The sequence below is a fragment of the uncultured Microbacterium sp. genome (assembly GCF_945952435.1).
GTDB lineage: Bacteria > Actinomycetota > Actinomycetes > Actinomycetales > Microbacteriaceae > Microbacterium.
On the sequence record NZ_CAMFHZ010000006.1, the window covers coordinates 44817 to 67215 of the forward strand.

The following is a 22399-nucleotide window of genomic DNA, read 5'->3' on the forward strand; positions in this document are numbered from 1 at the left end:
GTGTGCCGAACCTCAGACTTCTGCGGTGATCGAGGCGGCGACAGACCCGAGAGTCGTCGTCTCCGCCCTCACGGTGAACATCCGCCCCTGCATGAGCACGTGCGAGTTGATGTCGATGACCTCGGAGACGTTGGCGTTGATGTAGTACTGACCCGCACCCAGGTATACCCGCTCGATCCGGAAGTCGACATGCGTGTCTCCGGCGTCAATCGGCGGCAGCACCATGTCGAGTCGCTCCGTATTCGAGGCGATCGTCATCTGCCCCAAAGCCGTGTCGATGCTGAAGCCGGCTGCCCAGTGGGACATCGCCTCGCGCGCCCGTGCATGGATGCGCACCGTCAGCGGATCCCCCACGTGCACCTCGGTGATCTCGTCACCGTGATCGTCATGGAGGGTGATGGCAGTGACCTCGATCAGCTGCTCGTCCCCGCGCTCATGGAGCTCGCCCAGCCGGCGGCCCTCGAGGACATCCCGCAATGCCGCGACTCCCCTGTTGACGTCCCCGTCGAAGACGATCTGGCCGTCCTTGAGCACGACCGCACGATCGCAGAGCTCCTGAACTTGTGAGGCGGAATGCGAAACCAGGATGATCGTGCGGCCCTCGGCTCGGAATTGTGCGATCCGCTCCATACACTTGCGCTGGAACGCCTCGTCGCCGACGGCGAGCACCTCGTCGACGAGAAGCACATCCGGATCCGTGTGGATCGCCACCGCGAATGCGAGACGGACGAACATTCCAGATGAATAGAACTTCACCTGGGTGTCGATGAAGTCTCCGATCCCACTGAACTCGTGGATCGCATCGAACTGCTCGTCGACCTGAGCGCGGCTGAGCCCCAGGATCGCGGCGTTCAGGTATACGTTCTCGCGTCCGCTGAGGTCCGGATGGAACCCCGCACCGAGCTCCAGGAGCGCGGCCATCCGCCCGCGATTGTAGATCGCGCCGTTCGTGGGCGCGACGATGCCGCCGATGAGCTTGAGCAGCGTGCTCTTTCCAGAGCCGTTGGCGCCCAGCAGACCGACGGTGGTACCCGCCTGGATCTCGAGCGAGACACCGTTCACCGCGGTGAAGCGCTCTCGATGCTCCCGGCCGAGCTTGCCGAGGTGGACGATCCGATCCTTGAGGGTGTTGTCCTTGCGCACCTGGAACGTCTTGGTGACGTCCTCGACTCGGACGACGACAGGACCCGGGACAGTTGAGACGACCATCACATCTCCTGTGCGAAGTTGCCCTGCAGCCGCGTGAACACGCGGTGGGCGATGAAGACCAGCACGACGCCGATGATGAAGGCGATGAGAATGCGCAGGCCGAGGTCGGTGGGGTAGTCGGCGGCCGTGCCACCGCCCCAGAACGCTCGGTGGAAACCGAGGACACCGAGCGTGATCGGATTGTTCTGGTAGATCTCGAACACCCAGGGCGGGAGGTTGAAGCTCTCGAAAGCGCCCTTCACCATGCCCCAGGTGTAGACGATCGGTGATGCCCACATGGCGAGCATCACTACGACGTCGAGTAGGTATTGCACGTCGCGAAGGTAGACGTTGACCGCAGAGAGCAGCAGGCCGAGCGCGAGTCCGTAGACGAGGATCAGCGCCACCGACGGGAAGAACCACAGCATCTGGGCTGGATCGGCGGGAAGCGCCCGGAAGATCAGCGCGGCGATGAGCAGGACCACGCACTGGACGAGGAACATGAACCCCGCACCGCCGATGCTCGCGAGGGGAAAGATCTCCCGCGGGAGATAGATCTTCTTCACCAGACCCGAGTTCGCGAGGATCGAGCCGGTGGCGCTCACGACCATCTCGTTGAAGAAGCCGTAGAGCGTGAGTCCTGCGAAGAGATAGACGGCGAAGTCGGGCACGCCGTCTGCGGCCCGCAGAAACTTGCCGAGCACGACGTAGTACATCAGGAACAGGATGATGGGTCGGATCACGGTCCAGAGGAACCCGAGAAAGCTATCCCGATAGCGGGCCTGGAGGTCGCGGCGCACGAGGAGCTGCAGCAACTCCCGGCGTTGGAAGATCTCCCGGATCTTGCCTCCGCGGACGTCGAGCGTCAGCCCCGAAGCGTCTGTGCGCAAGAACGGCGCGGCGGCCAGCCGCGTATATCGAGGTTCCGTATCCACCGTGCTCCCACGTCGTCCAACCCAACCTTCTCAGCCTACTGCAGGCACCTGTCAGATTCCCGGCGGCGGGCGCCGCGAGGAGATCCGGTACCCTCGTGACGGACGTCCGCAGGTCGACGGACGCGGGATTGGAACGGTGGCGTCTTCATGACTGACTCTCGCGCGCGCTTCGTCGTGACCGGCGCAGGCGGCTATCTCGGACCGCACGTCGTTGCGGCGCTCGCCGACCGCGGACACGAAGTCCTCGCGGTCGTGAGGCCCGGTTCCTCGGCGAGCACTGACTCCCGCGCGATCCGCGTGGAGGCCGACGTCCTGGCGCCCGACTTCGATGTCCGCAGCTGGGGATCTCCTCAGGGCATCGTCCACCTTGCGTGGCAAGACGGGTTCGTCCACAATTCCCCGGCCCATCTGGGACAGTTGTCCGCCCATTACCGGCTGCTCACCGCGGCCGCCGAGGCGGGCGCGCCACGTCTCGTGGTCCTGGGGACGATGCACGAGGTCGGTTACTGGGAGGGGGCGATCGCTTCCGACACTCCCACGAACCCTCTGTCGCAGTACGGCATCGCGAAGGACGCGCTCCGACGCGCGCTGCCTCTCGCGCTACCACCCGAGACGGGACTGGCCTGGGCACGGGCGTACTACATCTACGGCGACGACCGCCGCAGCAACTCGATCTTCCGCAAGATCCTGGAAGCCGTCGACGCTGGGAAGACGACGTTCCCGTTCACCTCCGGCAAGAACCGCTACGACTTCATCCGGGTGGAGGAGCTGGGGCGTCAGCTCGCTGCTCTGGCAGAGGCCGTCGACGTCACTGGCACCCTGAACTGCTGCACGGGCGAGCCGATGTCGCTGGCCGACAAGGTCGAGCAGTTCATCGCGGAGAACGGTCTCCCCATCTCACTGGAGTACGGGGCATTCCCGGATCGGCCCTATGACTCCCCCGGCGTGTGGGGCGACGCCACCGTTATCCGTGAGGTGATGGCCCGAGGCTGAGGCGCCTCGGGCGATCCGCTCAGCGGCCGCGGGCGACGATATCCAGCAGGTACTGGCCGTATCCGCTCTTTACCAACGGTTCCGCGCGCTCGCGCAGCTCGTCATCGTTGAGGAATCCCATCCGCCACGCGACCTCCTCGGGACAGCCGATCGACAGGCCCTGGCGCTTCTGCACCGTGCGGATGAATTCCGTCGCCTCACTCAGCGAGTCGAACGTTCCGGTGTCCAGCCAGGCCGTTCCCCGGGGAAGAATCTGAACCTTCAGGTCGCCCCGGTCGAGGTAGACCCGGTTCAGGTCGGTGATCTCCAGTTCGCCACGCGCGGACGGCTTGAGGTCCCTGGCGATCTCCACCACGTCATTGTCGTAGAAATACAGACCGGGGATCGCGTAGTTGCTCTTCGGCCGTGTCGGCTTCTCCTCGATCGAGAGAGCGCGTCCCTGCGCGTCGAACTCGACCACGCCGTACGCCGTCGGATCGGCGACCCAGTATCCGAAGACCGCGGCGCCGCTGAGATCCGAGTACTCCCGCAGGTGCGAGCCCATCCCCGGCCCGTAGAAGATGTTGTCACCGAGCACCAGAGCCGCAGTGTCGCCGCCGATATGGTCGGCTCCGAGGGTGAAGGCCTGCGCGAGACCGTCCGGAGAATGTTGCTGGACGTAGGTCAGCGAGACCCCGAACCGCGAGCCGTCGCCAAGAAGGCGCTGGAACTGGTCGGCGTCATGCGGGGTGGTGATGATGAGGATGTCGCGGATCCCGGCCAGCATCAGCGTCGACAGCGGGTAGTAGATCATCGGCTTGTCGTACACCGGCACGAGCTGCTTGGAAATGCCGAGGGTGATCGGATGAAGCCGCGAGCCGGTCCCGCCGGCCAGGATGATTCCACGCATCTGTCCAGTCTCGCGCAGAACGGTGTTCGCGCCAAACTGTCCGGCCCGTAAGGACAGACCGCGTCGGGGTCTGGCGCAGCACCTCCCGGTATCATGGCCGGATGCGCAGACTCTTGGTCACGGGCGGAGCCGGCTTCATCGGTTCCAACTTCGTTCACTACGTACTCGAGAACACCGACGACACCGTCACGGTGCTCGACAAGCTCACTTACGCGGGGGACATCGCCTCATTGCAGGGTCTGCCCGAGGACCGCTTCCGGTTCGTCGAAGGAGACATCTGCGACGCAGATGTCGTGAACCAGCTGTTCGACGAGCACGACACCGTCGTGCACTACGCCGCAGAGTCGCATAACGACAACTCCCTGACCGGTCCTGCCCCGTTCGTCCAGACCAACCTCATCGGAACGTTCACCCTTCTCGAGGCCGCGCGCCGGACGGGGATCCGCTTCCATCACATCTCCACGGACGAGGTCTACGGGGATCTCGAGCTCGACGATCCCACGCGTTTCACCGAGCAGACACCGTACAACCCTTCCAGCCCCTACTCGTCGACCAAAGCCGGCTCCGACCTGCTCGTGCGCGCGTGGGTCCGCTCCTTCGGCGTCCAAGCCACGATCAGCAACTGCTCCAACAACTACGGGCCTCGCCAGCACGTCGAGAAATTCATCCCTCGTCAGATCACGAACCTCATCGATGGCGTGCGTCCGCGCCTGTACGGCGACGGACTCAACGTGCGCGACTGGATCCACGCCGACGACCACTCCTCCGCCGTCTTGCGAATCCTGGATGCGGGTGCGATCGGGGAGACCTATCTGATCGGTGCGGACGGCGAGAAGACCAATCGCGAGGTCATCGAGCTCATCCTCCAGGAGATGGGCCGCCCCGCGGACGACTACGACCTCGTGACGGATCGCGCCGGTCACGATCGCAGGTACGCGATCGACTGGACTCGTCTGCGAGAGGAGCTCGGCTGGACGCCGCAGTTCTCGGATTTCTCCACCGGGATCGTCGACACGGTGCGCTGGTATCGCGACAACGAACAGTGGTGGCGTCCGCAGAAGTCTGTCACGGAGCGCAAGTACGCGGAGACCGGCCAGTGACCGCCGAGATGCGTTTCGGCGCCACACTCGCCGTACACGCGACGACCATCGAAGGGCTTCTGCAGCTCGATGTGCCGGTGCACGGCGACAACCGCGGATGGTTCAAGGAGAATTGGCAGCGCGAGAAGATGACCGCTCTCGGGCTTCCCGAGCTCGGTCCGGTCCAGAACAACATCTCGTTCAACAAGAGCCGCGGAACGACCCGCGGCATCCACGCCGAGCCCTGGGACAAGTACATCTCTGTAGCGACGGGGAGCGTCTTCGGCGCGTGGGTGGATCTTCGCGAAGGCCCCGGTTTCGGGAACGTGTTCACCACGGTGATCGACCCGTCCGTCGCGATCTTCGTCCCCCGCGGGGTCGGCAACGCGTTCCAGACGCTCGAGGATTCGACGGCCTACACGTATCTCGTGAACGAGCACTGGTCGCCCGAGGCGGAATACGTCTTCCTGAACCTCGCCGATGAGACGGCGGATATCGCCTGGCCCGTCCCGCTCGAGCAGGCGGAGCTCTCGGACAAGGACCGCGCCCACCCACGACTGGGCGATGTGGTCCCGCTGACCTTCAACTGATCGATACGACGACGACCGGGCAGTCCCACGGGGCGCCCGGTCGTCATCGTATCTCGGCTCAGCGCAAGGCACCATCGGCGAGGACGATAATCCCCCGCGGGACGCCATAGGTCGCACTGATCCATGCTTGATCCGCATCGCTGACCGGAGTCAGCCCGCCCGAGGCCAGGTACACCTGGGTGGCGCTCGCCTCGCGGACGAAACGCGCCCCCGTCCCGGACGCTCCCACCGGGAGGGCCGAGATCACATCGGCGTCGACGTCACCGAACGCCAGACCGCCGTAGTTCCCGGCGCTCACCGGCACCCACCCCTGAGTGGAAAGGACATAGACGGCTCCCGAGTAGGCGGCCCTGACGGGAAGCGTGCCGGTGGACGCCAGCTTGGCGAAGGACTCGTCAGAGAGGGGCTTCGTGGCGGCCTTGATCACATCGACTTGCGCGGGCGCGGGGATGTCGAGGACGCGGGCGATCCGGGTGACGACGCGCATGGTCCCGGCAGAATTTCGATAGAAGCCGGGAGCGATCACAGGCTCCCCGATCGGCAGTCCCGCAAGGAGCGCGTCGGACACGGCCGTGGAGCTGGAGCCGATGCCGTAGGCGGCCAGGATCGAGGGATCCGGCACCTCTCGCCGCTGCCCGTTCTGAATCAGCCAGGGGTTGGCTCCGCTGCCGCGGACGAGGACGGAGATCGATCCGGCGTCACGCATCCCGAGGACCGTGGCGTCAGCATTCGGAATGGTCGCACAGTCCTTCCCGAACGCCGCCACATCGGTGCAGCTGCCCATCCGGTAGAAGGCCGAACCATCCGAGATCATCAACCGCGCATCGTTCGACTTCCACACCACGCCCGGGCTGAGGGAAAGGCCTTGCAAGGTGCCGTCCGCGAGCACCCAGAGCGTGGGCGACAAACCGAAATACGTGGAGGCCCACGCCCGAGCGGCATCGTTGACGATGATCTGCGGTGATCCACCGGAGATCAAGAAGGTCTGGCCTGACGACCTTTCGCGAACGAAATGCGGTCGCCCGTCGGAACCCGCGAGCGGAACGCCCAACCAGGCGTTCGGATCAGCCGCGGTGAAGAACTTCATCCCGCCGTACTGGGCCGGATCCACGTGAAGCCAACCCTGCTGCGTCAGCACCAACGCACGATTGTCGCTGACGATCCGTGTCGAGAGATCGCCCCGGGGAGCAACGGTCGCGAGGCTCGCCACCGTCAGACGCTTCATGAGCTTCGTGACCACGTCGACGCGCGCGTTCTGACCAACGCGATACGCACCAGCGGGATTGATGAGCAGGACGCTGTCCCCGCCATCGGTGTATACACCCGAGCCGAGCACAGGGGCGCCCACTCCCAAGGTCTCAGCGAGGGCGGCGGACACGGTCGTCGTAGCGCCGCTGATCCCGTACGGCGCGAGGATCGCGGTGTCGACAACCTCACGGCGCTTGCCTGCTTGGATCAGCCACGTCGTGCCGGTGGACTGACGGATCAGCATCTCCAGTGTGCCGCGATTGGAGGACTGGTCCAGCTCCGACGCCGACAAGGTCGGGAGCTTCGCACAGTCGCCACCCCAGTCCGAGACCTGAGTGCAGGAGCGGAACCGGTAGCGGCTCTGACCGTCGAGGAGATAGGCCGTGCCGTCCGCGCCGCGGACCATCCGCTGAGCCGGCGCTGCCACACCGCCCAACGCTGTGTCGGCGACGACGCGCACAACCGGGCTCACGCCGAAATTGGCTGTGATCCAGCGTTGCTGATCAGCATTGACCTGCTGCATCGTCCCGCCCGAGACGAGGAAGACCTGCAGGCCCGATTGCTCGCGCACGAAGTGGGGACCGGACACGGCCCCGGACGTGGGCAGACCTGTGATCGACCCTGCGGGAAGATCCGTGAAGGGGACCGTCGAACCGTAGGCGTCGACCCCCATCCAGCCGTCCACTCCGAGCAGCGAGGTCTGGGTGCCCGTGCGCACCGCGAGCGGCAATGCGCCGCCCTTGCGGAGCCGCGCAATCGATTCAGCGGTGAGGCGCTTGGCCGACGAGACAAATCCAGGGACCTGCCCCTGCGAAGACACCGAGTAGGCGAGACCGTTCTGAAGCAGAGCCGTCATCGCTCCCGTCGAATCCGAGTAGATGCCGGCGGCCAGCACGGGATCGCCCAGCTTGTACTCAGCGGCCATCGCATCGGCGATCGCGCTGACTCCCGTCGACATGCCGAACTGTGCGAGCAGCGAACGGTCGGCGATCTCCCGACGTGCTCCTCCTTGGATCAGCCAGGATGATCCAAGAGCGGAGGCCGTCGGCTGCAGAGTCCCCGCCTCGGGATAGACGTTCACCTGCACCTGCGCCACCAGCGGCAGAGAACCGCAGGTCCATCCGTAGTCCGCGGCGAGTGAGCAGGACGGCACCCAGAAGCGGCGGCCGCTGTCGAGGAGATAGACATGGCCCGCATCGGTGCGCACGGCTCGGGGTGCGACCCCACCGTCCGAATACTTCGCGAGATCGGCGGAACTGACCGACCTCTTACCGGAGATCCAGGTGAACTGCGCGGCGCGCTCGTTGCTGGGGAAGAGGTACTTGACGGTTCCGGAGACGAGGTAGATCTTGCCGGTCGACGAATCCTGAAGGACTTGGCCGACGATCGAGGGTCCGGACGTCTGCGTCGAACCGAACCAGTCGGTGAAGTAGTTGTAGAAGTTTCGATTGCCGTAGGCCGAGCAGCCGTCGCCTTCTCCGTAGCCCGCCGCCATTGCCGCCGCATTCGGCTGGTACGGCGTGTAGTAGTAGAGCGCCGCCGTCGCGGCGTTGGAGATGAAGACCGGTGAAGAACCACATGCGCGATTCGGGTTGAAGAGGATGTTCCAGAAGTTCCCCGGCGCGTACCAGGTGAAGTAACGACCTTCCATGTAGATCTTCATCTGCCGGGCAGCGCCGTAGATCTGGAAGAAGAAGCCCACATAGTCCGGATTGCAGGCGGCATCGTCAGGACATCCCTGCCCCAGAGCCGCGTCATACCTCCAACTGCTCGGCCAGGTGTGGGTCACCAGGCCCTGCTCCTTCTGCAGCATGACGACAAGAACCTGCGGGTTGATTCCGCACGACTGCGCGGAGCGCGCGATGATCGTCGCCGCCGACTCTCCGCCCACGCCGGAATAGCCATTGCAGTAGCGGTCGGCAGGTCGGTCCACCGTGTTCTGCCGGAAGTCCTTCAAACACGTATACCCCGACTGACACGAACTGACCTTGCTGTTGAAAAAGGCCTGGATCTGGTCCGCCGACATCGTGGAACTGTTCGTGAACACCGCATCGCTCATGATGTTGCCAGGATTGAATCCGCTCAACGTGGCAGGACGGATCCCCGCTTGCGCCGAGGCGGGCGCAACGGCAGACGCCGATGACGAAGCCGCCGTCAATGGCACGAGAAGACCGACCAGCAGCGCCATAGCCGCAAACGCGCTGGTCACAAAACGATAGGCCGTTCGCGCGCGCGCAGAGCTTCCGCCGGGTCCGTGCATGTGACCAGTGTGGCGGAAGTGGCAAGATATCGCCAGCGCAACAAGATCACAAGTCCGCGTGCAGAGCCCACACCCGCTCGGCGGCGCCCTCCCAGGAGTACGCACGCGACCGATCCGCGGCAAGCACCGAGAGCCGACGAGCGCCCTCCCCCGCGGCCTGCTGCACCGCTTCGGCGTAGCCGTCGGGCTCGACGAGCAGCCCCCCGTCCGCGAGCACATCCGCGTGAACCCCACCGTTCCGGGCGATCACGGGTACACCCAAGGCGAGCGCTTCGACGAGCCGCCAGGGCCAGGCCGGCGCGGGATCCGACGCGACGAACCCGAGGGCACCGCCGAGCAGCGCGGCCCGGTCCTCCGCGTCCCGGCGGGAGAGCACGTGCACGCGCGGCGCGTCGAGACCGGCCGCGACGGCTCGTTCGGCGATGGACGGGGCCGCGTCGTCCGCGGCATCCAGCACGAACGCGTCGGCGTCGGCGGCGACCGCTGCGGCGAACACGGGCTCGAGCGTCTCGGCCCTTCCCGTCGCGACGAGGTAGCGGGCGGGTGCGCCGAGCGCCACCCGCCGTTCCGACGCGTCGTGCGGGATCGCGAAACCGGGGGCGACCGCACCGGGGATCACGCGGATCCGATCGCGGAGCTTGACCAGGCCGCCCAGGCGCTCCGCCATCTCGTGCGTGGGCACGACCACGGCGTCGGCGTACTTGACGGCGCGCTTCATCATCGCCCTCTGCCAGAGCACGCCGGCCCGCGGGAGCTGTTCCGGCGCGGTCCAGGGGCGCAGATCCCACACCGTGGCGACGGTCTGGTCGTAGTCGTTGACTTTGTCGTGCTTGGTGAGCGGCGCGAAGAGCGAGGGGGCGTGGATCATGCCCCCTCCGACCCCGGCGACGACGCCGAGCTGCCAGGCGGCGCCGAGCTCGCGACGCCCGAGAGCCAGTCGGCGCAGCGTGTCCGCGCCGGCTGGAGGCTCGCTCTCGGCTCCCGCGGGCACGATCGCCTCGATCGTGCACCGCTGCGGGGCCGTGGCCCCGAGCCCGTGGAGCAGCCCTCGCGCCGCATCGGCCTGATCGGGGTCGACGACGTCCTTCGCCTGATCGATCACGACACGCAGCACAGCCATGCGAGAAGCCTATTCGGCGCTCCCCGGGAGTCCTCTGAGGCGCTCCGGCAGCACACGGGACCGTCGTGCCGGGTGACCGGCCGGACTCAGTTCGTGGGCGTCGGCGAGGGCTCGGGATGCAGCGCTGCCTTCACCATCGCGTGGATCTGATTCCAGTCGGGGTTGAACTCGTCCACCCCGCCCTCCGGGGTGAGCTCGATCGTCTGCACGGGGTGCTGCTTCGCCTTCATCATCAGTTCGACGAACTCGGGCAGCTTGTCCTGCGGGATGTCCGTGTCGACCAGCTCCGTCCCCGCCTGGGCGAGCTCGGTGAAGTGCGTGAGGACGTTCTGCGGCGTGAACTGCTTGAGGATCGCCTCCTGCAGCTCGCGCTGACGACGCATCCGGTCGAAGTCGCTCGTCGTGTACCGGGAGCGGGCGTACCACTGCGCGGTGTCGCCGTTCATGTGCTGCTTGCCCGGTTCGATCCAGCCGATCGCCCAGGAGTCGACGTCGTCCGCACCGGATCCGGGAGGCGGACCGCCCTCGGGCAGGCGCTCCTTCACGTCGATGTCGACGCCGCCGAGCGCGTCGATGAGCTGCGCGAAGTGGTTCATGTCGAGGAAGACGTAGTACGGGACCTTGATCCCGAGGACGCCCTCGGCCGCATCCCTGGTCGCCTCGATTGACGGAGCCCAGGGGTGGCCCTTCACCTCGGGGTAGTACGGCTTGCCCGTATGACAGGTCTGCACGGCGTTGGTGAGCTGGTTGATCCCGCTCCCCCACCCGCAGTCGTCGTCGGCGTGCGCCTCGAAGCCGTTCGGATACGCGTCGTGCATCGGCCCGGCCGAGAACGGGACGTTCGGCATGTCGCGAGGGATGCCGAAGATCGTGACCTTGCCGGTCTCCGCGTTCACCGAGACGACCGAGATGCTGTCGAAGCGCATCGAGTCTCGCCCGTCGCCGCTGTCCGCACCCAGCAGCATGACGTTGTAGTAGCCGTCGCTCGGCGGCAGGCTCGGCCCGCCCGAGCCGAAAAGGGTGCTGATCGCGTTGCGGCTGGATCCGGCGATGTTCGCGGCGGACGCCGCCCCGCTGCCGCAGAGGGCGAGCACGAGCACCGCGACGAGCGGGATCGCGATCTTGGCGTAGTTCTTGGCGCGCACGAGCCGCACGAGCCGGAGGGTGTCGAAGGTCAGCACGATCCACAGCACGACGTAAGCGCCGCAGAGCACCTGGACGAGCGTGAGCACCAGCCACGACACCCAGCCGCCGCCGATCGTCAGCCACAGCAGCGCGGGTCGCCAGAGCAGCCCCAGCAGCACGGCGAACACGACGAGCGCCCACATCGTGAGCGTCGCGCCGAGACCGAACCGGCCGAGCCGCCGATTGCCCGCGAGCACCTGCGCGGATCCGGGGATGAGCACGTTGAGAACGACGAGCCACCACCCGCGGCGGGTCATGTGCGTGGGGTTCGAGAAGTCGGGATCGCGCATCGGCCGGGACCGGACGAGCGAGCGCGCAGAGCCGGATCCGCGCGCGGGCGGCTTCGCCAGCACCTGGCTCACAGGCTGTCCTTGAGGCGACGGTTCTTCTCCTCGACCTGGGCTTCCAGGTCCCGCGCGTAGGCCTCGACGCGGTCGGCGAGCGCCGGATCCGCGGTGCCGAGGATCCGCGCGGCGAGGATCCCCGCGTTGCGCGCGCCGCCGATCGAGACGGTCGCGACGGGGATCCCTGCGGGCATCTGCACGATCGACAGCAGCGAGTCCATGCCGTCGAGGTACGCGAGCGGCACGGGGACCCCGATCACGGGAAGCGCCGTGACGGACGCCAGCATGCCGGGAAGATGCGCCGCTCCCCCGGCGCCGGCGATGATCGCCTTGAGACCTCGTCCACGCGCCTCGGTGCCGTAGCGGTGCAGCTTCTCCGGCGTGCGGTGGGCGGAGACGACCTCCACCTCGTGCGGGATCCCGAACTCGCTCAGCGCCTGAGAGGCGTCGCTGAGAACGCGCCAGTCGGAGTCGGAGCCCATCACGACCCCGACGAGAGGCGCGGCCGAAGAATGTAGAGTCCCAGTCACGCGTCCCAGAGTAAGCGCGAGTTCTGGGAGAACCCGGCGCACACTCCGTCTCTCCGCAGCAAAGCGTCCGGCGGGAGCGCTCAGTCGAAGGCGGCTGCAGCGGCACGCGCGTCCGCGCGCACCGCATCGAGCTCTGCCCCTGAGACGTTCACGTGACCCACCTTGCGGCCGGGGCGCGGGGCCTTGCCGTAGGTGTGCACCTTCGCGCGCGGGCTCGCGGCGAGCGCGGCGGGGACGCGGTCGAGCATGCCCGCGTCGGCGGGACCGCCGAGCACGTTCACCATGACGGACCAGGGGGCGATCGGTGCGGCGCCGCCGAGCGGCAGATCGGCGACGGCGCGGAGATGCTGCTCGAACTGGCCGGTCACGGCACCGTCCTGGCTCCAGTGGCCGCTGTTGTGCGGGCGCATCGCGAGCTCGTTGACGAGGATCCGACCGTCGGCCGTCTGGAACAGCTCGACCGCGAACATGCCGGTCACGCCCAGTCCGTCCGCGATCTCGCGGCCGATGCGCTCCGCCTCCGCCGCCTGCGCCGCGTCCACCCCGGGGGCCGGCGCCGTCACCTCGGCGCACACGCCGTCGCGCTGCACGGTCTCGACCACCGGGTAAGCGACGCTCTCGCCGTTCGGCCGCCGGGCGATCTGCTGAGCGAGCTCACGGACGAAGGGCACGAGCTCCTCCGCGAGCAGGGCGTCGCCCTCGTCGAGGCCCGCGAACCAGTCGGCCGCCTCGTCCGCCCGGGAGACGACGCGCACCCCTTTGCCGTCGTAGCCGCCGCGCGGGGTCTTCACCACGCCCCGGCCGCCGTGCGCGTCGAGGAAGGCCTGCAGCTCGTCCGGTCCGGCGACCCTGGCCCAGTCCGGCTGGGGCGCTCCGAGCTCCGCGAGCCGGGCGCGCATGTCGAGCTTGTCCTGCGCGAAGCGCAGCGCATCCGGGCCGGGATGCACCGCCACCCCTTCCGCGACGAGGGCGCGCAGCACGTCCTGCGGGACGTGCTCGTGGTCGAACGTGACGACGTCGACGTCCGCGGCGAAACGGCGCACGGTGTCGAGATCGCGATAGTCGCCGACCTCGGTCGCGGCGAGCTGCGCCGACATGCCCTCGTCCTCGGCGAGCACGCGGATGTCGATCCCCAGCTCGACCGCCGGGGCGATCATCATCCGCGCCAGCTGTCCTCCGCCGACCACACCCACACGCAACGCCATCGGATCTCCGTTCCTCGGCATCCATTGTTCCGCATCCGCACCGCGCCGCCGTCCGTGGTCGAGCGAGGGCGTGCTCCGGGGGCGTCCGTCGGGGCGGTCGTCAGTCGGCGTAGGGGTTCTGCGCGGACTGCGCGTCACGATGCGCCAGGATCTGCCCGACCTCGATCTGATCGGCGAGGGTCTCCTGCACGAGCACGACGTTCGGCACGTCGCGGAGGCGGAGCGGGGCGTCCACGCCGTTGGACAGCAGGATCGTCCCTGCGCCGACCGAACGCTGCAGGGGTCCGCGCCGCACGGTGATCGTGTAGCCCCTGGCGTGCGACATCTCCGTGCTGCGCCGCGATCCGATCCCATCGCGCACGATGACCCGCCGGGTCGTGATCGTGTACCGGCGCGAGAGCCAGACCAGATACGGCACGACGACGAGGAGCAGCACGATCGCGCCCGCGGCCGCCCAGAGCATCCAGTCCGCGAACGGCTTCGGGAGGTTCTTCGTGAGATACCCCGTGGCGCCGGCGACGACGACGAGCACGAGCGCGGACCAGAACAGGTGGCGCGCATGCGGATGGAATCGCGCGATCAGGCGCTCCTCCGCGGGCGCGCCGGGCGGCGGCATCGACGGCCGGCCTCCGAGTCCCACGGGTTGCGTCACGCGTCCATTGTGACAAGAGGACCCCGGATCCGTCGGAGGATCGCGCGGGTGTGTCCGCGTGCGACGGCGGCGTCAGACGACGAGGGCGATCGCGATCCCGTCCCACCCCTTGACCCCGACGGTCTGCAGGGCCGTGGCGTCGAACCGCGGATCGCGGCCCAGCATCTCCAGCCCTTCGCGGGTGCCGCGCACCTTCGGGTCCTCGGAGTCGGCGTGGACGATCTCGCCGTCCCGGCCGATATTGTCGACCACGACGACGGTGCCGCGGCGCCCCAGGCGGGCGGCCCAGTCCAGGTAGAGGGTGTTGGACTCCTTGTCCGCGTCGATGAAGACGAGGTCGAAGGGCTCGCCCCCGTCGAGGATCGGGAGCACCTCGGCGGCGCGCCCGATGCGGATCTCGACGCGCTCTCCCACACCAGCGGCGTCGAGGTTCGCTCGGGCCACGGCGGCGTTGTCGGGCTCCGCCTCGATCGTGACGACCGTGCCGCCCTCTCCCACGGCGCGGGCCAGCCAGATCGTCGAGTAGCCGCCGAGGGTGCCGATCTCGAGGATCCTGCGCGCCCCCGAGATCCGTACGAGCAGGTCGAGCAGCTTTCCGCCGACCGGGGCGACCTCGATCGCAGGCAGTCCGGCCGCGGCCTGCGCCGCGAGCGCGGCCTCGAGCGCGGGATCGTGCCCGACGAGGGTCTCGGCGAGGAATTCGTCTGCGGCGCGCCAGTTCGCGCGGGTGGAATCGGCCATGACGTCAGCTTGCTCGAACCCCGCAGCCGGGGGCAAGGACCGGCGCGCGGATCAGGCGGATGAGGACGCCGACGAGGCGGGAGGGGCCGGCGTCGCGACGGGGCGCGGCCGCGGAGGCGCCAGGGGCGGCTGCGCACGGAACTGCCGGGTGAGCGCGAGCACGACGATCACGAGCCCGCACACGATCCATCCGGACACTCCCAGCGGGCCGGCGAGCGCGAGATCCGTCTGCGTCGCCCCGAGCAGCACGACAAGGCCCGCGGCGGCGTTGAGCGCGCCGTGTGCGAGCACCGCGGGCCACACCGAGCCGGAGCGCAGCCGCAGCCAGCCGAAGAGGACGCCCCAGCCGACGCAGCCGACGATCATCAGCAGCACGCCGGTCGCGTCCATGCGCCCGAAGTTGTAGCCCAGCAGGATGACCGGCGTGTGCCAGAACCCCCAGATCGCGCCGCTCAGCAGCAGCGCGGGCCAGGTGCCCAACGGTCGGAGGGCGGGAAGCAGCCACCCGCGCCATCCGAGCTCCTCCCCGAAGGCGAAGACGGCGTTGAGGATCGCCGCGAGCGGGATCGTGGCGACCTGCGCGAGCACGATCACGGACGTGGGCGGCAACGCGGTTCCGGGCGGGACCTTCGCGGCGAGCTCGGCGGCGAAGGCCGTGAACGCCCAGTCGGGGTGCACGAAGCCCAGTGCCACGGCCACGACCACCGTCAGCACCACGATCACGGGCGGGGCGAGCCACCCCAGCACGATCATCCCGACGACGCGCTTCGCCGGCCGCAGCGGCCAGAGGCCCAGGCCGCGCAGACGCATGCCCGGCGCCGGGGTGCGCAGCGCGAACGTGACGACGAGGGCCGCGAGCATCGGAGTCAGCATCATCGCCGGAAGGAGCACGGCGGCGAGCGGGGCGACCAGCCCGTCACCGATCCACAGGGGCAGGCAGACGAGCCAGGCCAGCGCGCACGCCAGCACGGTGTAGAGGATCACGGCACCCCAGCGCACGCGTCCGGGCACTCCCGGCGCCTCCCCCGCATCGGACGCCGATCTTTCCTGCGCACTCATCGTCTCTCCCCTCGCACGTCGATTCTTCCCCTCGCGCGTTCTCGGCGACAGTGTGACGGGGCGGAGTGTCCGTAAGTCAAACGGCGCGTGTCGCCGCCGCTGAGGGGGCGCCGGCGCGGCGAGGGCCTGTCCGACCTCCTCAGCGTGCGGCGTGAAGACGCGCGGCAGGATTGTGGACGTTATCCACCCGATTCCCCCCGCCGCGGCGGTCGTCGGGAGACTGGGGGCATGCGCATCACTCCCCGCCGCCTCGCCCTGGGCATGAGCCTGTGGCTTCCCAACCTGTTCAGCGGGATCCGTGTCCGTCGCTTCAGCGACGACTGGACGCGGGCGACGGTCGAGCTGCGGGTCACCCTCCTGACCCGCAACTACGTGAAGACGGCGTTCGGCGGATCCATGCAGGCCATGACCGACCCCTACTTCTTCATGCTCGTCATGCATCAGCTGGGCAGGGAGCACGTCGTCTGGGACACCCGGGGCGAGATCGAGTTCCTCCGTCCGGGCACGGGCGTTCTCACGGCAGAGTTCCACGTCCCGCCGGAGCGGATCGCCGCCATCCGCGAGCGCGCGGCCGGTGGGGCGAAGGTCCTGGAATGGTTCGAGACCGAGATCACGGACCGCTCGGGCGCGGTCGTGGCCCGCGTGCGTCGCGAGGTCTACATCCGGGAGAAGAAGCGCGTCACCGCGGCGACGAGAGACGCCGGTACGCCGAAGGGGTGAAGCCGAGCACCGCGCGGAAGTCGTTCGCGAGGTGCGCCTGATCCGCGTAGCCGAGATCCGCCGCGAGCGTGGCGAGATCCGTCGCAGGATCCACCCGGATCCGCTCGGCCGCCTCCTGCAGACGGCGACGGCGGATCATCGCGGCCGGCGAGAGACCGACGTGCCGGTGCGCGAGACGCTGCAGGGTGCGGACGGAGACCGCGAGGCGGGTCGCCGCCTGCTCGGGCGTGCGCACGTCGGGATCGGTCATGAGCATCTCGGACATCGCGTTGGCCTGCTGCGCGGGCGTCGGCAGGCCCGCACCCGGAGTCGCGCCGACCCGGGCGACGAGCCACGCGCACAGGACGGCGGCGGCACGCTCGCGATGTCCGTCCCCCGAGTCCATCGCCGCGACCACCGCGCCGTGCAGCCCCGGCTCGTCGAGCAGCACGGCGCGATCGAGCAGCGCCGCCGGCGCATCGGTGAGCGCGGGGACCGCAGCCGGCCGCAGCAGAGCGCCGACCGCCCAGCCGCGTCCCGCGAGATCGCGATGACTCCCGCGGGTCGTCGCCCCGACGAGAACGACGCCGTTCCGCTCGACCACCAGGTTGAGCGCCGGATACGCCACGACGTCCTGGCGCGAGGAGCGGCCCGGCTCGATGTCCCACTCGGGGATCCAGCACCAGCCGATCAGCTCCCGTGCGGCGGGCGAGGGCGGCAGGCGATGGAACTGCGGCAGTCGCGACGGATACAGCACGCCGCGGGTGGGGTTCACCATGCTCTGAGCCTAGGACGCGGCACCGACGACGAGACCGCGACGGATGTGGCGCGGATCTGCAAGCCGCGGGAGGGTGCGCCTGCCTAGGGTGGCCGCATGAGCACAGACCAGAATGCGGCGCCAGGTCCCGAGCGGACGACCGGCGTCACCGGAGAGCACACCACGCAGGGCCGGCCGAACGGGGCGACCAGCCTGACCCCGTTCCTCGCGATCCCCGATGCGCGCGGCGCGATCGACTTCTACCGCGACGTGTTCGGCGCCAGGGTGATCGATGTCACGGAGTTCGGCGGGGTCGTCGCCCACGCCGACCTCGACTTCGGGCTCGGCACCCTGCAGCTCGGCGATCCGAATCCGGAGTACGGACTGGTCGCCGCCCCGACCGGCGATGCCGACTGCTATTCGATGGGTCTGTACGTACCGGACGTCGACGACGTGGTGCGGCGCGCGGTCGCCGCGGGAGCCACGATCCGCGAGGCGCCCTCGACCTTCGTCTCCGGCGACCGCTATGCGAGCATCCGGGATCCGTACGGGGTGCGCTGGTCGGTCATGACCCGCGTCGAAGACCTCTCCGAGGCCGAGAGCGCGGCGAGGGTCGCGGAATGGGCGGCATCGTTCAGCGCACCGGAGAGCTGATCGCGGCGGCCTCACCCGGGCTCGCACGACGCACGGGCGGGGTCGTCCCGAGGTCGGCGAGCCCTTCCTCGGCCGCCGCGGTCACCGCGGGCAGGAGGGCGTCGGCCGTGCGCCGGTACCCGAGCGCGCTCGGATGGAACCGGTCGAGGCTGAACATCTCGTCCGGCTCGTCCGAGAACATCGCCCCCACGGCACGACGCAGATCCACCGGTGTCGCCCCCTGCTCGATCGCCGCCTGCGCCTGGGCCGCGGCCAGCCGGCGGCTGAGGCGCGCCGCGATGGACCGCAGCGGCTGAGGCACGGGCCGCAGCGCACCGAGATCGGGGCAGGTGCCGACGACGACCGCGGCGCCGAGCGCATGCAACCAGGCGATCGCGTCCTCGAGGTGCCGTACCGAGACCGAGATCGGGATCCGGTGCGTGACGTCGTTGCCGCCGACCACGATCACCGCGACGTCGGGGACGTAGTCGTCCGCAAGACCTGCGAGCTGCGCGTCGAGATCGGGCGACTCGGATCCGACCACCGCGACCGTGCGCAACCGCACCGGACGGTGCGACCGTCGCGCGAGGCCCTTCGCGAGCCGTCCTCCGAGGGTGTCCTTGCGGCGCTCGGCTCCGAGCCCCGCCGCGAGCGAATCGCCCAGCAGGAGCAGGTCGATCGGCTCGCCCGCGAGCCGTGGGCGCCACACCCGGTCGGCGTCCAGCGCGTCCTCGCCCAGGGGCTTGCCGATCCGGCGACGCGCGATGCGCGCCTGCCGTGTGAGCAGCAGCCGCGCCGCGACCGCGGTGGCGCCCAGGAGCAGGGCGGCCGCCACGATCGCCAGTGGCCGGGAGCGGATCCGTTCGACAGTGCGCGCGGGCATGCGCCGATCTCACCGCACCGAGGTGAACGGCGCGTGACGGTGGACGGTCCCGCGGGTCGGGCCGGCCCCGGCGATATCTCAGCTCAGCGGCTTGACCTCGAGGGAGCCCACGGCGTCGCCGGAGCGGAGGCTCGCGAAACCGGTGTAGCCGTCGGCGGCCGCGCGTTCGAGCAGGGCCTTGAGGTTCTTCGTGCGTCGCTCCAGGCGGACGCGTGCTCCGGCCGCGATCAGGGCGGCCTTGTGCGCGACGAGCTCCGCCACGGGAACGTCCGGGTCGTGCACGAGCACCACGGTGGACGCGGAGCCCTCGTCCGCGGACTCCAGCAGATCCACGATGCGCTCGAACCCGATCGAGAAGCCCACAGCGGGCACCGGCTGTCCGAGGAAGCGGCCGATCATGCCGTCGTATCGGCCGCCGCCGCCGAGCGAGTAGCTCACCGAGGGATGCGCGAGCTCCATGATCGTGCCCGTGTAGTAGCCCATCCCCCGCACGAGGAACGGATCGAACCGCAGCGGGATCGGATCGATCTCCGCGGGGGCGTCCGGGTCGGCGGGGCGTGCGGCGGCGACCGCGTCGCCGAGCGCGACGAGGTGATCGACGATCTCGTCCGGAGCGCCCTCGGGCAGCGCCTTGCGGATCTGGCGCTCGCCGTACGAGTTGTACTCGAGCGTCTGCGGGCGCCGCAGGAACGCCGAGAACGCGTCCACCGCCGACGCCGTCGCCCCGCGCTCGCGCAGCTCGGCGATGATGCCGTCCGTCCCGACCTTGTCGAGCTTGTCGATCGTGATGAGCACCGCGGGCCGCTCGTCGGCGGTGAAGCCGAAGGAGTCGAGCATCCAGTCCAGCACACGACGGTCGTTCACGCGCACGACGCCGCCCGCGAGCCCGAGCGCGTCGATCGTGTCGAGCGAGGCGACGATGAGCTCCGCCTCCGCGCGTGCGGAGTCGTCGCCGATGATGTCGATGTCGCACTGCACGAACTGGCGGTAGCGCCCCTTCTGCGGACGCTCGGCCCGCCAGACCGGACCGATCTGGATCGAGCGGAACACACCGGGGAGCTGGCCGCGGTTGGTCGCGTAGAACCGGGCGAGCGGGACGGTGAGGTCGTAGCGCAGGCCCAGGTCGCTCAGCGCCGCGGGATCCTCGGCGCCCGCGCGGATCGCCTCGGGGTCCAGTCCGCGGCGGACGATGTTGAACGAGAGCTTCTCGTTGTCGCCGCCGATCCCGGCATGCAGCCGGTCGTACTCCTCGACGACGGGGGTCTCGATCTCGTCGAAGCCGTGCGCGCGATAGCGCTCGCGGATGACGGAGAGCACACGCTCACGACGTGCCTTGTCGGCGGGGAGGAAGTCGCGCATCCCGCGCGGAGGATTCACCGTTGCCACGGCTCCATTCTTCCAGGTCGCCCGACGCGCGCCCACCGACTCAGTCCGTCGCCGGACTCTCCGTCGCACGCACCTGGTCCTCCAGGAAACGGACGCGCTCGCGCAGCGCACGCTCGGCGTCCCACCCGCGTGTGCGCGCCGTCTCGACGAGCGCGAGCAGCATCTCCCCGAGCTCGGCCTCCGACGCCGGCGTCGACGTCGGCGTCGCGGACGACGGATCCGCCGCCGAGGACGGGCGGGCTACCGCCTCCGCCTTCGCCGCGCGTCCCAGGACCTTCTGCGCGAGCGCCAGCGCCGGCATGCCTCGGGGGATCCCGTCGAGCACGCTGCGGCGGGACCGCTTCTCCGCGGCCTTCGCGGCGTTCCAGTGCACGAGCACTTCCTCCGGCGTGCGTGCGACGGCATCGCCGAACACGTGCGGATGACGGCGCGTCATCTTCTCGGAGAGCGTGCGCGCGACGTCGTCGATGTCGAAGGGATCCTCCGGGTCCTGCGCCGCGATCGCGGCGTGGAAGAGCACCTGCCAGAGCAGATCGCCCAGTTCCTCGCGCAGCTCCGCACGATCGCCGCGCTCGACCGCGTCGATGAGCTCCCAGGACTCCTCCACGAGGTAGGGCACGAGCTCCCGGTGGGTCATGGCCCGGGACCAGACGCAGCGCTCCCTGACCTCCCGCATGACCTCGGCGGCCTGGCGGAGCGGATCCGGATCGCGCCCCGTCGTCTCAGCGCTCATCCTCGGCCTCCTCGTCCTCGTCGCCCCACTCGTCGTCGGAATCGCCCGCCCTGCGATGCGCCCTGGCCCGCCACGAGACGAGCACCGCCCCGAGCACGAGCGAGACCATCGACCCGAACAGCACCGCCAGGATCGCCTGGTCCCGCACGCCCGGCGCGCCCGCGAAGGCGAGGTTGGCGAGCAGCAGCGACACCGTGAAGCCGATGCCGCCGAGAGCTCCGGCGGCGAGCAGGTCGGGGAAGCGGATCGCCGGATCCGATCCCGGCGGGCGCACCCGCTGCGCCAGCGCCCCGAAAAGCGCGATGCCCACGAGCTTGCCGATCGGCAGCGCGAGCAGGATCCCGAAGAACGCCGGGGACAGCTGGTCCACCGGAACCTGCGGGATGACCACGAACGCCGCGACGAAGGCGAACAGCGGCAGGACGAGCCCGTTCACCCAGGGCTCGAGCACGTGCCTCGCCCTGTCCGCGGGGCGGGGCGCCATGACGAGCCCGAGCAGCACGCCGGCGATGGTGGCATGCACACCCGACGTGGCGAAGAGGCCCCAGGCGACGACTCCGACGACGGCCATGAGCACACGGAGCAACGCGGAGGGGCGTCGCTGCAGCATCCGGCTCAACACGGCGAACACCGCGACGGCCACGACGCCGAGGACGAGCAGCAGCACGTTCAGCCCGTGCGCGAACAGCACCGCGATGAAGACGATGCCGACGATGTCGTCGAGGATCGCGAGAGCCAGCAGGAACGCCCGCACGGCGGACGGGAGGCCCCGACCGAACACCGCGAGCACCCCCAGCGCGAAGGCGATGTCCGTCGCGGTGGGGATCGGCCAGCCGGTCGCGCTCGCGTCCCGTCCCGCGATGAGGAGGTAGAGGGCGATCGGCACCAGGATCCCGCCCGCGGCGGCGATCGCGGGCTGGATCGCGACCCGGAGGCTGTTCAGTTCCCCGCGGGTCAGCTCGTACTGCAGTTCGAGCGCGACGACGAAGAAGAACAGTGCGAGCACGCCGTCCGAGACCCAGTGCGCGACGGACAGATCGAGTCCGGTGCCTGGCACGGCGAGATGCGCGTCGAGCAGTCCGGCGATCGCGTCGTGCGAGCCGAGATTGGCGAGCAGCAGGCCGAGGGCGGCGGCCGCGAGCAGCAGCACGGCGGAGAACGGGGCGGAACGGAGGGAGCGGGACAGGCGGCTCATCCCCTCCACCGTATCGCGGGACGTCACGCGTTCGGACCCGGAGGCGCGACCGGTCTACTCTCGGAATCGTGACCCCCGACACGACCCATACCGAA

At 69.1% G+C, this 22399-nt stretch carries 20 protein-coding genes and 1 pseudogene; 5 read left to right on the top strand and 16 right to left on the bottom strand.

Translation table 11 applies throughout. From position 1 onward, the window contains the following. Positions 1–12: 12 nt before the first annotated feature. Positions 13–1209, bottom strand: coding sequence for an ABC transporter ATP-binding protein (locus Q0P88_RS04510; protein WP_295011528.1), 1197 nt, complete (start codon positions 1207–1209; stop codon positions 13–15). Continuing rightward, positions 1209–2078 carry an ABC transporter permease gene (locus tag Q0P88_RS04515; RefSeq protein ID WP_295011530.1) on the bottom strand — a complete coding sequence of 290 codons (870 nt, stop codon included), beginning with the start codon at positions 2076–2078 and terminating at the stop codon, positions 1209–1211. Before Q0P88_RS04515 ends, Q0P88_RS04510 begins: the two co-directional genes overlap by 1 nt. Positions 2079–2270: 192 nt before the next feature. On the opposite strand from Q0P88_RS04515, the gene Q0P88_RS04520 reads away from it, so the two are divergent. Continuing rightward, the gene (locus tag Q0P88_RS04520; RefSeq protein ID WP_295011532.1) at positions 2271–3116 is read left to right on the top strand and encodes an NAD(P)-dependent oxidoreductase; all 846 of its coding nucleotides are present in this window, start codon (positions 2271–2273) and stop codon (positions 3114–3116) included. Between the two features lie 19 nt (positions 3117–3135). On the opposite strand, the gene rfbA is transcribed toward Q0P88_RS04520, so the two are convergent. After that, positions 3136–4005, bottom strand: a complete 870-nt coding sequence (gene rfbA, locus Q0P88_RS04525; RefSeq protein WP_295011534.1) for a glucose-1-phosphate thymidylyltransferase RfbA — start codon at positions 4003–4005, stop codon at positions 3136–3138. A gap of 101 nt (positions 4006–4106) precedes the next feature. Here rfbA and rfbB point away from each other — a divergent pair, with 101 nt between their 5' ends. Further along, positions 4107–5105: a dTDP-glucose 4,6-dehydratase gene (rfbB, locus tag Q0P88_RS04530; protein WP_295011536.1), complete on the top strand. Its 999-nt coding sequence runs from the start codon at positions 4107–4109 to the stop codon at positions 5103–5105. Positions 5106–5113: 8 nt separating this feature from the next. Continuing rightward, a pseudogene (rfbC, locus tag Q0P88_RS04535) lies at positions 5114–5662 on the top strand (dTDP-4-dehydrorhamnose 3,5-epimerase); the annotation flags it as partial. A 70-nt stretch (positions 5663–5732) separates the two neighbouring features. Here rfbC and Q0P88_RS04540 read toward each other — a convergent pair. The 8 genes from Q0P88_RS04540 to Q0P88_RS04575 all read right to left on the bottom strand — a co-directional run bounded on the left by Q0P88_RS04540 (position 5733) and on the right by Q0P88_RS04575 (position 15970). Then, positions 5733–9182: a hypothetical protein gene (locus Q0P88_RS04540; RefSeq protein WP_295011538.1), complete on the bottom strand. Its 3450-nt coding sequence runs from the start codon at positions 9180–9182 to the stop codon at positions 5733–5735. Positions 9183–9228: 46 nt separating this feature from the next. Then, complete coding sequence (locus tag Q0P88_RS04545) at positions 9229–10302, bottom strand: glycosyltransferase (RefSeq protein WP_295011540.1); 1074 nt, start codon at positions 10300–10302, stop codon at positions 9229–9231. Between the two features lie 86 nt (positions 10303–10388). Next, positions 10389–11777, bottom strand: coding sequence for an LCP family protein (locus Q0P88_RS04550; RefSeq protein ID WP_295011722.1), 1389 nt, complete (start codon positions 11775–11777; stop codon positions 10389–10391). A gap of 68 nt (positions 11778–11845) precedes the next feature. Next, the gene (gene purE, locus Q0P88_RS04555) at positions 11846–12313 is read right to left on the bottom strand and encodes a 5-(carboxyamino)imidazole ribonucleotide mutase (RefSeq protein WP_295011724.1); all 468 of its coding nucleotides are present in this window, start codon (positions 12311–12313) and stop codon (positions 11846–11848) included. 128 nt (positions 12314–12441) lie between these two features. Beyond that, on the bottom strand, positions 12442–13566 hold the full coding sequence (locus Q0P88_RS04560; protein ID WP_295011542.1) for a 5-(carboxyamino)imidazole ribonucleotide synthase: 1125 nt from the start codon (positions 13564–13566) through the stop codon (positions 12442–12444). Between the two features lie 100 nt (positions 13567–13666). Next, positions 13667–14218: a PH domain-containing protein gene (locus Q0P88_RS04565; protein WP_295011544.1), complete on the bottom strand. Its 552-nt coding sequence runs from the start codon at positions 14216–14218 to the stop codon at positions 13667–13669. A 72-nt stretch (positions 14219–14290) separates the two neighbouring features. Next, positions 14291–14959, bottom strand: a complete 669-nt coding sequence (locus Q0P88_RS04570; protein WP_295011546.1) for an O-methyltransferase — start codon at positions 14957–14959, stop codon at positions 14291–14293. A gap of 51 nt (positions 14960–15010) precedes the next feature. Beyond that, a complete protein-coding gene (locus Q0P88_RS04575) occupies positions 15011–15970 on the bottom strand; it encodes a CPBP family intramembrane glutamic endopeptidase (RefSeq protein ID WP_295011548.1) in 960 nt (319 codons plus the stop codon). 276 nt (positions 15971–16246) lie between these two features. On the opposite strand from Q0P88_RS04575, the gene Q0P88_RS04580 reads away from it, so the two are divergent. Then, positions 16247–16738 (top strand): DUF4442 domain-containing protein, encoded by a 492-nt coding sequence (locus Q0P88_RS04580; protein ID WP_295011550.1) that lies wholly within the window; start codon positions 16247–16249, stop codon positions 16736–16738. Here Q0P88_RS04580 and Q0P88_RS04585 read toward each other — a convergent pair. Beyond that, positions 16698–17495, bottom strand: coding sequence for a helix-turn-helix domain-containing protein (locus Q0P88_RS04585; RefSeq protein ID WP_295011552.1), 798 nt, complete (start codon positions 17493–17495; stop codon positions 16698–16700). The genes Q0P88_RS04580 and Q0P88_RS04585 overlap by 41 nt on opposite strands. Before the next feature lie 96 nt (positions 17496–17591). On the opposite strand from Q0P88_RS04585, the gene Q0P88_RS04590 reads away from it, so the two are divergent. Next, positions 17592–18128 carry a glyoxalase/bleomycin resistance/extradiol dioxygenase family protein gene (locus Q0P88_RS04590; RefSeq protein ID WP_295011554.1) on the top strand — a complete coding sequence of 179 codons (537 nt, stop codon included), beginning with the start codon at positions 17592–17594 and terminating at the stop codon, positions 18126–18128. Here the strand turns inward: Q0P88_RS04590 and Q0P88_RS04595 are convergent. The 4 genes from Q0P88_RS04595 to nhaA all read right to left on the bottom strand — a co-directional run bounded on the left by Q0P88_RS04595 (position 18109) and on the right by nhaA (position 22304). Next, a complete protein-coding gene (locus Q0P88_RS04595) occupies positions 18109–18990 on the bottom strand; it encodes an SGNH/GDSL hydrolase family protein (protein WP_295011556.1) in 882 nt (293 codons plus the stop codon). The genes Q0P88_RS04590 and Q0P88_RS04595 overlap by 20 nt on opposite strands. A gap of 78 nt (positions 18991–19068) precedes the next feature. Beyond that, positions 19069–20349 carry a HisS family protein gene (locus tag Q0P88_RS04600; protein ID WP_295011727.1) on the bottom strand — a complete coding sequence of 427 codons (1281 nt, stop codon included), beginning with the start codon at positions 20347–20349 and terminating at the stop codon, positions 19069–19071. Between the two features lie 67 nt (positions 20350–20416). Continuing rightward, on the bottom strand, positions 20417–21109 hold the full coding sequence (locus tag Q0P88_RS04605; RefSeq protein ID WP_295011558.1) for a MazG family protein: 693 nt from the start codon (positions 21107–21109) through the stop codon (positions 20417–20419). Then, entirely contained in the window at positions 21099–22304 is a 1206-nt protein-coding gene (gene nhaA / locus Q0P88_RS04610) for a Na+/H+ antiporter NhaA (protein ID WP_295011560.1), read from the bottom strand. The genes Q0P88_RS04605 and nhaA overlap by 11 nt, the downstream gene beginning before the upstream one ends. Positions 22305–22399 lie beyond the last annotated feature (95 nt).

Coding starts and splice junctions, on each gene's coding strand:
- Q0P88_RS04600 (WP_295011727.1), bottom strand. CDS start 20,349: ATGCGCGACTTCCTCCCCGCCGACAAGGCACGTCGTGAGCGTGTGCTC.
- Q0P88_RS04590 (WP_295011554.1), top strand. CDS start 17,592: ATGAGCACAGACCAGAATGCGGCGCCAGGTCCCGAGCGGACGACCGGC.
- Q0P88_RS04580 (WP_295011550.1), top strand. CDS start 16,247: ATGCGCATCACTCCCCGCCGCCTCGCCCTGGGCATGAGCCTGTGGCTT.
- Q0P88_RS04585 (WP_295011552.1), bottom strand. CDS start 17,495: ATGGTGAACCCCACCCGCGGCGTGCTGTATCCGTCGCGACTGCCGCAG.
- Q0P88_RS04560 (WP_295011542.1), bottom strand. CDS start 13,566: ATGGCGTTGCGTGTGGGTGTGGTCGGCGGAGGACAGCTGGCGCGGATG.
- Q0P88_RS04540 (WP_295011538.1), bottom strand. CDS start 9,182: ATGCACGGACCCGGCGGAAGCTCTGCGCGCGCGCGAACGGCCTATCGT.
- Q0P88_RS04520 (WP_295011532.1), top strand. CDS start 2,271: ATGACTGACTCTCGCGCGCGCTTCGTCGTGACCGGCGCAGGCGGCTAT.
- Q0P88_RS04510 (WP_295011528.1), bottom strand. CDS start 1,209: ATGGTCGTCTCAACTGTCCCGGGTCCTGTCGTCGTCCGAGTCGAGGAC.
- nhaA (WP_295011560.1), bottom strand. CDS start 22,304: ATGAGCCGCCTGTCCCGCTCCCTCCGTTCCGCCCCGTTCTCCGCCGTG.
- rfbB (WP_295011536.1), top strand. CDS start 4,107: ATGCGCAGACTCTTGGTCACGGGCGGAGCCGGCTTCATCGGTTCCAAC.
- Q0P88_RS04595 (WP_295011556.1), bottom strand. CDS start 18,990: ATGCCCGCGCGCACTGTCGAACGGATCCGCTCCCGGCCACTGGCGATC.
- Q0P88_RS04550 (WP_295011722.1), bottom strand. CDS start 11,777: ATGCGCGATCCCGACTTCTCGAACCCCACGCACATGACCCGCCGCGGG.
- Q0P88_RS04570 (WP_295011546.1), bottom strand. CDS start 14,959: ATGGCCGATTCCACCCGCGCGAACTGGCGCGCCGCAGACGAATTCCTC.
- rfbA (WP_295011534.1), bottom strand. CDS start 4,005: ATGCGTGGAATCATCCTGGCCGGCGGGACCGGCTCGCGGCTTCATCCG.
- purE (WP_295011724.1), bottom strand. CDS start 12,313: ATGGGCTCCGACTCCGACTGGCGCGTTCTCAGCGACGCCTCTCAGGCG.
- Q0P88_RS04605 (WP_295011558.1), bottom strand. CDS start 21,109: ATGAGCGCTGAGACGACGGGGCGCGATCCGGATCCGCTCCGCCAGGCC.
- Q0P88_RS04545 (WP_295011540.1), bottom strand. CDS start 10,302: ATGGCTGTGCTGCGTGTCGTGATCGATCAGGCGAAGGACGTCGTCGAC.